The sequence below is a fragment of the Streptomyces sp. NPDC057307 genome (genome assembly GCF_042667665.1).
GTDB lineage: Bacteria > Actinomycetota > Actinomycetes > Streptomycetales > Streptomycetaceae > Streptomyces.
Window position 1 is genome coordinate 1 of sequence record NZ_JBHUZM010000069.1, and the last position, 11,849, is coordinate 11,849.

Here is an 11,849-nt window from a genome sequence, read left to right on the forward strand (position 1 = left end):
CTCGTGAAGAGGGGGCGGGCCTTCCGCCGTACCGACCCTGCGACCGCCGTGACGCGGGCGTCTACTGGCCCGCGAACTTGTCGCTCATCATCGTGTACAGCTGCTGGGCGCCCTCGCCGAGCCGGGGACCGGCCAGCCAGCCCGAAGTGACCGGGCCGATGGACGTGTTGGAGACCAGCACCGAGTCGCCGTCGGGTCCCGCCGCGAACCAACCACCGCCGGAGGATCCACCGGTCATGGAGCAGCCGATGCGCCACATCGTGGGCGTACCGGGGGCGATCGAGAGCCGGCCGGCGTTGTCGACGCACTTGTGCATGATCAGCCCGTCGTACGGCGGGGCGGCGGGGTAACCCCACGCGCCCAGGCTGCCGATGGCGCTCGCCTCAGGCGCGTCGAAGTCGACGTCCAGGGCCGCGCCGACGGTCTCCTCCAGCGACTTGCCGCCGTTCTCCGGAGTGACGTGCATGACCGAGTAGTCGTACGCCGCTCCGTCGCCGCCGGTCGGACCGCCGTCGCTGATCCACTCGTTGGAGGTCGCGACCCAGTCGGCCCAGTACTGCCCGTACGGTGCGATCTCCTGCGGCTGCGCGTTCTGCAGCGCGTCGGCGGACTTGCCCGTGTTGTTGTAGGCGGGGACGAACATGATGTTCCGGTACCAGCCGCCGCCCGCGCCCGCGTGCACGCAGTGGCCCGCGGTCCACACCAGGTTGGACTTGCCGGGGTTCTTCGGGTCCTTCACGACGGTGGCCGAGCAGACCATCGAGCCCTCGGGGGAGTCGAAGAAGACCTTGCCGACGGGCGCCGCGTGGTCGGTGTACGGCGTCTTCTCCGGCTCGGCCCGGACCGGCTGCGGCTCGGGGTCGGTGACGTCCTGGTCGCCGGAGATGTCACCGACGGCGAGGGTCTTCGTCGGCGACTTCGCCGTCTTCATCCGCTCGGGCTTCCACAGGTCCTTGATGACCGGGTTGACGAAGTCCTTGGCCTCACGCAGCCACTTGTTCTTCTCCCAGTTCTTCCACTCACCGTCCTTCCACTTCTCCGGGTCGACACCGTGCTCCTTGAGCCGGTCGGCCAGATCCGCGGGTATCTCCGCACCTGCCTTGTCCGCGGCGGGAGTCGAGGCGGCGGCCTTGTCGGCCGCCTTGTCCTCGCTGTCACCGCCGCAGGCGGTGGCCGTCAGCGCGAGGGCCGCGGCGAGGCCGGTCGCGGCCAGCAACGGACGTATGGATCGCATGAAAACCGTTCCCCCTGAATGTACTTGAGTCACTTGCCATGAACGTGTCACACAACAAGGTGGTCCTGTGACGGGCCGTCTAGCGGTCCACCGGCGGCCGTGTCCGCCGTGCCGGACGGACACGGCGGACCACTCGCCCGGTACTACTGGCCGGCGTACTTCTTGCTGACCGCTTCGTAGATGCCCTTGGCCTCGTCGCCGAGTCGCGGGCCCGCGAGCCAGCCCGCGGTCACCGGGCCGATCGAGGTGTTCGACACCAGGGCCGGCTCACCGTCCTGGCCGTTGGCGATCCAGCCGCCCCCGGACGAACCACCGGTCATCGTGCACCCGATGCGATGCATCGTCGGGTCCTGGGCGTTGATCGACAGCCGGCCGGGCTTGCCGCCGCACTGGAAGAGCTTCTGGCCGTCGAACGGCGGCGCCGCCGGATAGCCGGTCGCCGTCATCGAGTCGATCTCCGGCGTGGCCGGCGCGTTGAAGTCGACCGGCAGCGCCGCGCCGACGGTTTCCTCCAGCGACTTGCCGTCACCGCCCTTCTCGGGCGTCACATGGATCACGGCGAAGTCGAACGGGGCACCCAGGCCGCCGGTCGCCGCGCCCTCCGCGATCCACTCCTCCGAGGTCTGCGCCCAGTTGCCCCACCAGATCCCGTGCGGCGCGATCTCCTCCTTGGCGGCGCTCTCCAACTCCGAGATCGACAGATCGCTGTTGTTGTACGACGGGACGAAGGCGATGTTCCGGTACCAGCCGCCGCTCTTGCCCGCGTGCACGCAATGGCCCGCCGTCCAGACCATGTTGGACTTGCCGGGGTTGGCGGGGTCCTTCACCACGGTCGCCGAGCAGACCATCGAGCCGTCGGGTCCGTCGAAGAAGAGCTTGCCCGCCTCCGGCACGTCACCGTCGTACGGCGCGCTCACCGGCGTCGCCTCCACCGGCTGCGGAGTCGGGTCGGTGACACCCGCGTCGCCGGAGATGTCCTCCTCCTCCACCGGCTTGTCGGGCTCCTCCGCGTCCCGCATCCGGTCCGGGTCCCACAGCCCCTCGATGATGGGATTGACGTAGTCCCGTGCCTCACGGAGCCACTTGTCCTTGTCCCAGTTCTTCCATTCGCCGTCCCTCCACTTGTCCAGGTCGATCCCGCGCTCCTTGAGGCGGTCCTGCAGATCGGCCGGAACAGTGATCTTGTCGCCGGAGGACTCGCTGGACGAACCACTCGGCTTGTCCGCCGAGTTCGTCTCCTCGGAGGGCCCGCAGGCGGTGGCCGTCAGAGCCAGGGCTGCCGCGAACGAGGCGACCGCGACGGCGGAAGAGCTTCTACGCCGCGCGCTCCTCCCACGACGAGTGGTGAACGGTGGGCGAATGGCTCGCATGTCGGGATCCCCCTGGGACTTCGGAACTGTTCTGAACTGACGGATCAAACGGGCTGATCCGGACGAATCGACCCGGTCGTGGAGACCTGAGCCGGAAGTCGGCCTCCACTATGCCGGTGCCGTTGGGGACGGCCGACGGCAGGGCCGCGGTTCCGCCGCCGAAGGATCTTCCGATCGGCCGTGATCCCGGGCGCCTCCCGTCGTTGGTACCTACGGGGGACTCGGCGCCGGCGTTCACCACACGCATCGCGGCGCTCGAAACCACCGCGTCGACGTGTGACGTAACCGTTTCCCGCGGGAGGACCGACAGCCGTGGCCGTGGCCCAACTTCCTTCACCGGTGCCGCTCGCCGCCCCCGTCGGCGACGCCACCTCCCGGTCCGGGGACCACCGCCGTGACGACCACCGGAAAGACCACCGGACAGCGACCACACCGGCTCTCTGACCCGGTCCCCATACAAGGAAGTCCTCCCGTGAACCCCACCCCCACACCCGACGCCCCCGAGATCGTCGGCCGCCCCACCGCCCAGGACCTCGGGCCGGGCGACCCGTACGACACGGCGACGATCCCGCCCGTGACGATCGCCGCGGCCACGGTGCCCCGCCAACTGCCCGTGGGTGAAGGGGCGGACGCCGACTCCCGCACACCGGACGCACGCGTCACGGACCCGGCTTCCCGGACGACGGCGGCCGACCACCCGGACCACCTCGACGACCCGGACCCGCGCACGGCCGCCGACGGCGCGTCCGTGGAGAACCTGCTGCGGTGCTGGGTCAGGGAGAGCAACGTCCCCCGGCCGGACGGAAACACCCTCAGGATCCCGCTCCACGCGAGCGGCACCGCCCTCCTCGTCCCCGTGCGCTACTGGTCGGCCACCGGCTGGCACCGCTTCGGCCCGCCCCTCCTGGAGAGCGCCGGACCGCACTCCACGCCCGCCGACGCCGTCACCGTCGCCGCACTCCTCGGCCGCGAGTCGGGTCAGAGCCAGGGCGCCGAACTGGTCGCCAGAGTCGCCGACTCCGCCCGCCGTACGGCCGACTTCCTCACCGACCGGCGGAGGAACCCCGGCCCCGTCGACACCGACCTCTTCCTCACCGCCGAACAGTCGCTCCTTCTCGGTCACCCCCATCACCCCACCCCCAAGAGCCGCGAAGGGCTCTCCGACACCGAGCACCGCCACTTCTCACCTGAACTGCGCGGCTCCTTCCCTCTCCACTGGATGGCCGTCGACCGCTCCGTGCTCGCCACCGACTCGGCCTGGACCGAACAGGGCCGCGTCGTACACGCCGAGCAGCTCACCGCCCGTCTCGCGGGAGACCTGGCCCTCCCCGACCACACCGTCCCGCTGCCTCTCCACCCCTGGCAGGCACGCGAGTTGGCGCACCGCCCCGCCGTACGCGCGCTGCTCGACGCCGGACTGCTCCACGAGCTCGGGCCGCACGGCGACCCCTGGCACCCCACCTCCTCCGTCCGTACGGTGCACCGGACCGGCGCCCCCGCCATGCTCAAACTGTCCCTCGGCGTACGCATCACCAACTCCCGCCGCGAGAACCTCCGCAAGGAACTCCACCGCGGCGTCGAGGTCCACCGGCTGCTGCGCGGCGGCCTCGCCCAGCAGTGGCGCGCCGCGCACCCCGGCTTCGACATCGTGCGCGACCCCGCCTGGCTCGCCGTCGACGCTTCCGACGGCGAACCGGTCGCCGGGCTCGACGTGATGCTGCGCCACAACCCGTTCCGCCCCGACAACGACGCCGTCTGCCTCGCCGGCCTCGTCACCCCGCGCCCCTGGCCCGGCCGCCCGGACACGCACTCCCGCCTCGCCGACATCGTGACCGGCCTCGTCGCCCGCACGGGTCGGCCCACCGGCGCGGTCGCCGCGGAGTGGTTCCTGCGCTACCTCGACCACGTCGTACGCCCGGTGCTCTGGCTCGACGCCACGGCGGGCGTCGCCCTGGAAGCCCACCAGCAGAACACCCTGGTGGTCCTCGACCCCGAGGGCTGGCCCGTCGGCGGACGCTACCGCGACAACCAGGGCTACTACTTCCGCGAGTCCCACCGCGACGCCCTTGAGCGCCGCCTCCCCGGCATCGGCGCGGTGAGCGACACCTTCGTCCCCGACGACATCACCGACGAGCGCTTCGCCTACTACCTCGGCATCAACAACGTCTTCGGTCTGATCGGGGCGTTCGGCTCCCAGCGCCTCGCCGACGAACGCGTACTCATCGCCGCCTTCCGCCAGTTCCTCACCCGGGACGCGTCACTCGGCTCACCCCTGCCCGGCCAACTCCTGGAGGCGACCACGCTGCGCTGCAAGGCCAACATGCTCACCCGACTCCACGGCCTGGACGAACTCGTCGGCCCGGTCGACACCCAGTCCGTCTACGTCACCATCACCAACCCCCTTCGCCATTGATCGCACACACCCGCCCGAACCGCCGAGAGGAGACCGTCACCGTGCCTCCCACCGACGCCGGCACCGACACAGGCACGGCGGCCGGCCCAGGACCCCACCTGGCCGGGAGCGCCGAGGACACCCTCGACCTGCGGCTGACCGAGGACCTCGTCGCGCTGTTCGGAGCGGGTGAACCGGTGGCGACCGAGGCACCGTCGCCGGGCGGCGCCGGTGAGTCCGCCCTCCTCGATTCCCCCGCCCGGTGGGGCGCGGCCGGCACCTCCGCCGGTGTATTCCGGCTCGTCCCCGTACGCGTGGAGCGCGATCTGACCCTCATCAGCCGCTGGATGAACGATCCAGCCGTCGCCGCCTTCTGGGAACTGGCGGGACCCGAAGCCGTCACCGCCCACCATCTGCGCACCCAACTGCGCGGCGACGGCCGCAGCGTCCCGTGCCTCGGCGTGCTCGACGGCGTCCCCATGAGCTATTGGGAGCTCTACCGCGCCGATCTCGATCCTCTTGCCCGCCATTACCCCGCCCGTCCTCATGACACCGGACTCCATCTCCTCATCGGTGGTGTGGCCGACCGCGGCCGTGGTGTCGGCACCACTTTGCTCCGAGCCGTCTCCGAACTCGTCCTCGACCACCGGCCGCGCTGCGGCCGTGTCGTCGCCGAACCGGACCTGCGCAACACCCCTTCCGTCGCCGCCTTTCTCAGCGCCGGATTCCGCCTTTCCGCGGAACTCGACCTGCCCGGCAAACGAGCCGCCCTCATGATCCGCGAACGAGCCCTGCGAGACCTGCTGTGAATGACCCGCTGCTTTCCATACACCGCACGATCCACATCGGTTCCGTCCCGAGGAGTCCCCGTGCCGACATCCCCGACCACACGCGCTTCCGCCACCACCGGCAGCGGCCCCACCACCAGTAGCCCCGGAGCCGGGGCCCCCGGCAGCGCGCCCACCGGCAGCGACGCCCCCGGCACCGGTGCCCCCCAGCCCGTCCCCCTCTTCACGCCGCCCGAGCTGACCCCGCGCCTCTGGGCCGGAGCCGCCGCCCGGCTCCTCGCGAAACTCCTCGGTGAATTCGCGTACGAGGGGATCATCGAGCCCGTCGCACGGGTCCGCGCCAACGGCCAAGCGCCCGACCGCTACACGCTCGCGCTCGACGACGGCACCCCCCTCACCTTCACCGCCCGACGCGGCGCGTACGGCGCCTGGCGCGTCGACCCCCACTCCGTCGAGCACGCCGGGCAGCCCTTCCGGGACCCTCTCCGCTTCCTCGTGCTCGCGCGCCGCCTCCTCGCGATCGACGGCGCCACCCTCGGCCACCTCGTCCGCGAACTGAACGCCACCCTCGTCGCCGACGCCAGGATCGCCGGCACCGCGCTCACCGCGGCCCAACTCGCCGACCTCGACTACGCCGACCTCGAAGGCCACCAGACCGGCCACCCCTGGCTCATACTCAACAAGGGCCGCATAGGCTTCTCCGCCACCGACTCCACCCGCTGGGCACCCGAGTCCCGCACCCCCTCCGCGCTCCCCTGGATAGCGGTCAGCACCGCCATCGCCACCTACCGGGGCGTGCTCTCCCTCGCCTCTCCCGGACAGCTCTACGGCTCCGAACTCGACCCCGCGACCCGCGAAGGCTTCGCCTCCGTGCTCCGCTCGCGCGGCCTCGACCCGGACACGTACCTCTATCTCCCCGTACACCCCTGGCAGTGGGACGAAGTGCTGCTCCCGCTCTACGCCGCCGAGATCGCCGGCGGTGCGATCGTCCCGCTCCCCACCGACGGCGATCTCAGACTGCCGCAGCAGTCCATCCGTACGTTCCTCAACACCACCCGGCCGGACCGGCACACGGTGAAACTGCCGCTGTCCATCCTCAACACCCTTGTCTGGCGCGGTCTGCCCACCGAACGCACGCTCGCCGCTCCGGCCGTCACCGCCTGGATGCGGGGGCTGTACGAGTCGGACCCCTTCCTCCACGACGAATGCGGGGTGATCCTGCTCGGCGAGGTGGCGTCGGTGACCGTGACCCATCCGCTCTACGACCACCTGCCCGAGGTCCCGTACCAGTACAAGGAACTCCTCGGCGCGATCTGGCGTGAACCCCTCCCGGCCCGGCTCGCCCCCGGCGAACGCGCGCGGACCCTCGCGTCCCTCCTGCACACCGATCCACAGGGCCGTGCCTTCACCGCCGAGCTGGTCGAACGGTCAGGGCTCCCCGCCGAGGTCTGGCTCCGCAGGCTCTTCGCCGCGCTGCTGCCTCCCCTGCTGCGCTTCCTCTACCGCTACGGCACCGTCTTCTCACCGCACGGGGAGAACGCCGTCGTCGTCTTCGACGAGAGGGACGTCCCCGTCCGTCTCGCGATCAAGGACTTCGTGGACGACGTGAACATCAGCGCCCGGCCGCTGCCGGAGCACGAGACGATGCCGCAGGAGGTCCGGGACACCCTCCTTACCGAGGAGCCGTCCTTCCTCGTCCAGTTCATCCACTCCGGGCTCTTCGTCGGTGTCTTCCGCTTCCTCGCACCGCTGTGCCAGGACCAACTGGACGTCCCGGAGCGGACGTTCTGGTCACTCGTACGGGCCGAAATCCTGCGCCACCAGGCCCGGTTCCCCGAACTCAAGGACCGCTTCGAGACATTCGACCTGCTCACGCCCCGTATCGCGCGGCTCTGTCTCAACCGCAACCGGCTGCATCTCGACGGATACCGCGACCGGGCCGACCGCCCGCACGCCGCCGTGCACGGGACGGTGCCCAATCCGCTCGCCCTCCCGGCGGGTGGTGCGAACGGGACGTGATCGCCGTTGTCAGTGGTGAGCCGTAGGGTGGTCGGGCTATGACGAAGCCATCTCTCTCCGAGCTCCTCCATGCCGCCGTCACCGCTGTCGGCGGTGTGGAACGCCCAGGCCAGGTCAGCATGGCCGAGGCCGTCGCGGAGGTCATCGACGACAACTCCCATCTGCTCGTGCAGGCCGGCACCGGCACCGGAAAGTCACTCGGCTATCTGGTCCCGGCGCTGGCGCACGGCGAGCGTGTCGTGGTGGCCACCGCGACCCTGGCCCTGCAGCGGCAGCTCGTGGAGCGTGACCTGCCGCGTACGGTCGACGCGCTGAGCCCCCTGCTGGGGCGGCGGCCCGAGTACGCCATGCTCAAGGGCCGCTCCAACTACCTCTGTCTGCACCGTCTCAACGAGGGCGTGCCGCAGGAAGAGGAGGATGGGCTCTTCGACCAGTTCGAGGCGGCGGCGCCCACGAGCAAGCTCGGCCAGGACCTGCTGCGGATGCGGGACTGGGCGGACGAGACGGAGACCGGCGACCGCGACAATCTCACGCCTGGTGTCTCCGACCGGGCATGGGCGCAGATCTCGGTGTCGTCCCGTGAGTGCCTGGGTGCGACGAAATGCGCCTACGGCGCGGAGTGCTTCGCCGAGATGGCACGCGAGCGCGCCAAGCTCGCCGACGTCGTGATCACCAACCACGCACTCCTGGCCATCGACGCCATTGAGGGCGCCCCCGTCGTCCCGCAGCACGAGGTGCTGATCGTCGACGAGGCCCACGAACTGGTGTCGCGGGTCACCGGGGTCGCCACCGGCGAGCTCACGCCCGGCCAGGTCAACCGCGCGGTCCGCCGCGCGGCCAAGCTGGTCAACGAGAAGGCGGCCGACTCGCTCCAGACGGCCGCCGAGACCTTCGAACGGCTGATGGAGCTGGCCCTCCCCGGCCGGCTCGAAGAGGTCCCCGAAGACCTCGGCTACGCGCTGATGGCCCTGCGTGACGCCGCGCGCACGGTCATCTCGGCGATCGGCGCCACGCGCGACAAGTCCGTGCAGGACGAGGACGCCGTACGCAAGCAGGCTCTCGCGTCCGTCGAATCCATCCACAGCGTCGCCGAGCGGATCGCCAACGGCAGCGAGTGGGACGTGGTCTGGTACGAGCGCCACGACCGGTTCGGTGCGTCGCTGCGGGTCGCTCCGCTCTCGGTGTCGGGCCTGCTGCGGGAGAAGCTCTTCAATGAGCGCTCGGTGGTCCTCACCTCGGCCACGCTCAAGCTCGGCGGTGACTTCAACGGCGTCGGAGCGTCGTTGGGGCTGTCCCCTGAGGGGACGGAGGGGGAGGACGTCCCCCGGTGGAAGGGTCTCGACGTCGGTTCGCCCTTCGACTATCCCAAGCAGGGCATTCTCTATGTCGCACGGCATCTCTCCCCGCCCGGTCGGGAGGGCTCACGCGGCGACATGATGGACGAGCTGGCGGAGCTGGTCGAGGCGGCGGGCGGCCGTACGCTCGGACTGTTCTCCTCCATGCGGGCCGCCCAGGCGGCCGCCGAGGAACTGCGCGGCAGACTCGACACGCCGATCCTGCTTCAAGGGGAGGAAACTCTCGGCGAATTGATCAAGGCTTTCGCGGCAGACCCCGCGACCTGTCTGTTCGGCACACTCTCGCTCTGGCAGGGCGTGGATGTCCCCGGGCCGAGTTCACAGCTGGTGGTGATGGACCGGATTCCGTTCCCGCGTCCCGACGATCCACTGATGAGCGCGCGCCAGAAGGCGGTGGAGCAGTCCGGTGGCAACGGCTTCATGGCCGTGGCCGCCACACATGCCGCTCTCCTGATGGCTCAGGGCGCCGGCCGGCTGGTGCGGGCCTCGGGCGACCGTGGTGTCGTGGCCGTCCTGGACCCCCGGCTGGCGAACGCGCGGTACGGCAGCTATCTACGGGCTTCGATGCCCGATTTCTGGTACACGACGGACCGCAACCAGGCCCGTCGCTCCCTGGCCGCGATCGACGAGCGGGCCAAGTCGGAGGGCCGGTAGCCGGAGGATCCAGACGCGGGCCCGCCCACCATGGGCCCGCGGCGGGCACAGCGAGGCCCCGGGACCGGCGCAGTAGGTCCCGGGGCCGGCCTGATGCCGGCGAGCCCTCACACCCGCCGCAGGACCGCCACAACCTTGCCCAGGATCGTCGCGTCGTCGCCGGGAATCGGCTGGTACGCCGCATTGTGCGGGAGCAGCCACACATGGCCGTCCTCGCGCCTGAAGCGCTTGACGGTGGCTTCGCCGTCCAGCATCGCGGCCACGATGTCCCCGTTCTCGGCCACGGGCTGGCGGCGGACCGTCACCCAGTCGCCGTCGCAGATCGCCGCCTCGATCATCGAGTCTCCGACGACCTTGAGGACGAACAGCTCGCCGTCACCCACCAGTTGGCGGGGGAGCGGGAACACGTCCTCGACGGACTCCTCGGCGAGGATCGGTCCGCCCGCCGCGATCCGGCCCACCAACGGCACGTACGACGCGGCGGGTTTGCCGGTCGTGTCCGTCTGTTGGGTGCTCGGCTGGTCGGAGCCCCGGACCTCGTACGCCCTCGGCCGGTGCGGATCCCTGCGCAGGAATCCCTTGCGCTCCAGAGCCATCAACTGATGGGCGACGGAGGACGTGCTGGACAGACCGACGGCCTGGCCGATCTCGCGCATCGACGGCGGATATCCCCGTCGTTGCACCGAGTCGCGGATGACTTCGATGACCCGTCGCTGCCGGTCCGTGAGACCGGAGCTGTCCGCCCGGATTCCAGGAGGTCGGCCGGGCAGCGAGCGAGTGGGCTTTACGCCCTCCGGATTCGTGGCTGCGTCATTCATGGCATGCACCGGCTCGACTCGGCTCTGGGAGCGGTCCTGGGCGGTAATGGTGGCGCTGTCTGCGGTAGTGGTCACGTCGGCCCCTCTCGAAATGTTCTCCCTAGCTGGACAACGGTAGTTGCTTTCGAAAGGTTGCGCCAAACACACGTTCGAGTGAAAATCCCCGGAAGTGCTGACGGGGCAATACCAGAGGTGTATGTGACGCGTATTCGGCGCCGCCCGCACGGGTCGTCCATCGCTCATCTACCGGCCGTCCACGGCTCATTGCGGTAATCCTCACCGCTGTCACGGCCGGGCCGACGGCGCCCAGTCTCTCATCGGGCGGCCCGGAATCGCGGTACGTTCCGGGCTCCCGTACTCTCGTGCCGGGCCGCTTCGCGGCGTCGACGAGGGCTGCCCCGCGCTTGGCGCGGGACGGCCGCCGTACGGACTCCGTACGGCCGTCGGCCGGTCGCCCGCCACGACACGCGCGACCGCTCCGAAGCGTGCGTCATCCCCACATGTAGTGGTTGGATTGGCTCAGTCGCCCAGAAGTAGTGGTCCCGGGTCTTTCCTGACGGAGGCCATCGCCTATGCTGGAGACTGCTTCGTACGGCCCCTCCAGGGCCCGTCGAGGCTTCTCAGTCGTGCTGTGAAGGAGGGTCGGAAGCCATGCACTGTCCCTTCTGCAGGCACCCCGACAGCCGTGTCGTCGACAGTCGCACCACCGACGACGGGACGTCCATCCGACGCCGCCGTCAGTGCCCCGACTGCTCCCGCCGTTTCACGACGGTGGAGACCGCCTCGCTGATGGTGATCAAGCGCAGCGGAGTCACGGAACCTTTCAGCCGTACCAAGGTCATCTCCGGTGTGCGCAAGGCATGTCAGGGGCGACCGGTCACCGAGGACGCTCTCGCCCAACTCGGCCAGCGGGTCGAGGAGGCGCTGCGCGCCACCGGCAGCGCCGAACTGACCACCCACGATGTAGGGCTGGCCATACTCGGCCCCTTGCAGGAGCTCGACCTCGTCGCGTACCTGCGCTTCGCATCCGTATACAGGGCGTTCAACTCGCCCGAAGACTTCGAGGCCGCCGTGGCGGAGCTCCGTTCGCGGCCTCCCACCGAGGAAGACGGGCTCGGCGCGACCCCCGAGGTCCCCGCGCCCGTCACCGCTGCCGACTGACCGGACCCCGGTCCCGGCACCGGCTCACCGTCACCGACTGTCGAGCGGTGACGACCGA

Annotated in this window: 8 protein-coding genes; 5 read left to right on the forward strand and 3 right to left on the reverse strand. The window is 70.3% G+C overall.

Annotated features, from left to right (window positions below):
* Positions 1 to 61: 61 nt before the first annotated feature.
* Both ACFUN8_RS22435 and ACFUN8_RS22440 read right to left on the reverse strand, forming a co-directional pair.
* Complete coding sequence (locus ACFUN8_RS22435) at positions 62 to 1,234, reverse strand: trypsin-like serine peptidase (protein ID WP_383640408.1); 1,173 nt, start codon at positions 1,232 to 1,234, stop codon at positions 62 to 64.
* A gap of 143 nt (positions 1,235 to 1,377) precedes the next feature.
* Complete coding sequence (locus ACFUN8_RS22440) at positions 1,378 to 2,604, reverse strand: trypsin-like serine peptidase (protein ID WP_383640411.1); 1,227 nt, start codon at positions 2,602 to 2,604, stop codon at positions 1,378 to 1,380.
* A 472-nt stretch (positions 2,605 to 3,076) separates the two neighbouring features.
* On the opposite strand from ACFUN8_RS22440, the gene ACFUN8_RS22445 reads away from it, so the two are divergent.
* Genes ACFUN8_RS22445 through ACFUN8_RS22460 form a run of 4 tightly spaced genes read left to right on the forward strand, consistent with a single transcriptional unit; the run spans position 3,077 to position 9,812 of the window.
* Positions 3,077 to 5,017 carry an IucA/IucC family protein gene (locus tag ACFUN8_RS22445; protein WP_383640414.1) on the forward strand — a complete coding sequence of 647 codons (1,941 nt, stop codon included), beginning with the start codon at positions 3,077 to 3,079 and terminating at the stop codon, positions 5,015 to 5,017.
* A 41-nt stretch (positions 5,018 to 5,058) separates the two neighbouring features.
* Positions 5,059 to 5,805, forward strand: a complete 747-nt coding sequence (locus ACFUN8_RS22450) for a GNAT family N-acetyltransferase (RefSeq protein ID WP_383640417.1) — start codon at positions 5,059 to 5,061, stop codon at positions 5,803 to 5,805.
* Positions 5,806 to 7,803 carry an IucA/IucC family protein gene (locus ACFUN8_RS22455; RefSeq protein ID WP_383640420.1) on the forward strand — a complete coding sequence of 666 codons (1,998 nt, stop codon included), beginning with the start codon at positions 5,806 to 5,808 and terminating at the stop codon, positions 7,801 to 7,803. It begins immediately after the preceding gene.
* Between the two features lie 38 nt (positions 7,804 to 7,841).
* Complete coding sequence (locus tag ACFUN8_RS22460; protein ID WP_383640423.1) at positions 7,842 to 9,812, forward strand: ATP-dependent DNA helicase; 1,971 nt, start codon at positions 7,842 to 7,844, stop codon at positions 9,810 to 9,812.
* A 107-nt stretch (positions 9,813 to 9,919) separates the two neighbouring features.
* On the opposite strand, the gene lexA is transcribed toward ACFUN8_RS22460, so the two are convergent.
* Entirely contained in the window at positions 9,920 to 10,705 is a 786-nt protein-coding gene (gene lexA / locus ACFUN8_RS22465; RefSeq protein ID WP_031229318.1) for a transcriptional repressor LexA, read from the reverse strand.
* A gap of 576 nt (positions 10,706 to 11,281) precedes the next feature.
* Between lexA and nrdR the strand changes: the two genes are divergently transcribed.
* Entirely contained in the window at positions 11,282 to 11,791 is a 510-nt protein-coding gene (gene nrdR / locus ACFUN8_RS22470) for a transcriptional regulator NrdR (RefSeq protein ID WP_383640426.1), read from the forward strand.
* Positions 11,792 to 11,849 lie beyond the last annotated feature (58 nt).

What these genes read in the sequence shown, in the direction of transcription:
- ACFUN8_RS22460 (WP_383640423.1), top strand. Translation starts at nt 7,842, where the DNA reads ATGACGAAGCCATCTCTCTCCGAGCTCCTCCATGCCGCCGTCACCGCT.
- ACFUN8_RS22435 (WP_383640408.1), bottom strand. Translation starts at nt 1,234, where the DNA reads ATGCGATCCATACGTCCGTTGCTGGCCGCGACCGGCCTCGCCGCGGCC.
- ACFUN8_RS22440 (WP_383640411.1), bottom strand. Translation starts at nt 2,604, where the DNA reads ATGCGAGCCATTCGCCCACCGTTCACCACTCGTCGTGGGAGGAGCGCG.
- ACFUN8_RS22455 (WP_383640420.1), top strand. Translation starts at nt 5,806, where the DNA reads ATGACCCGCTGCTTTCCATACACCGCACGATCCACATCGGTTCCGTCC.
- nrdR (WP_383640426.1), top strand. Translation starts at nt 11,282, where the DNA reads ATGCACTGTCCCTTCTGCAGGCACCCCGACAGCCGTGTCGTCGACAGT.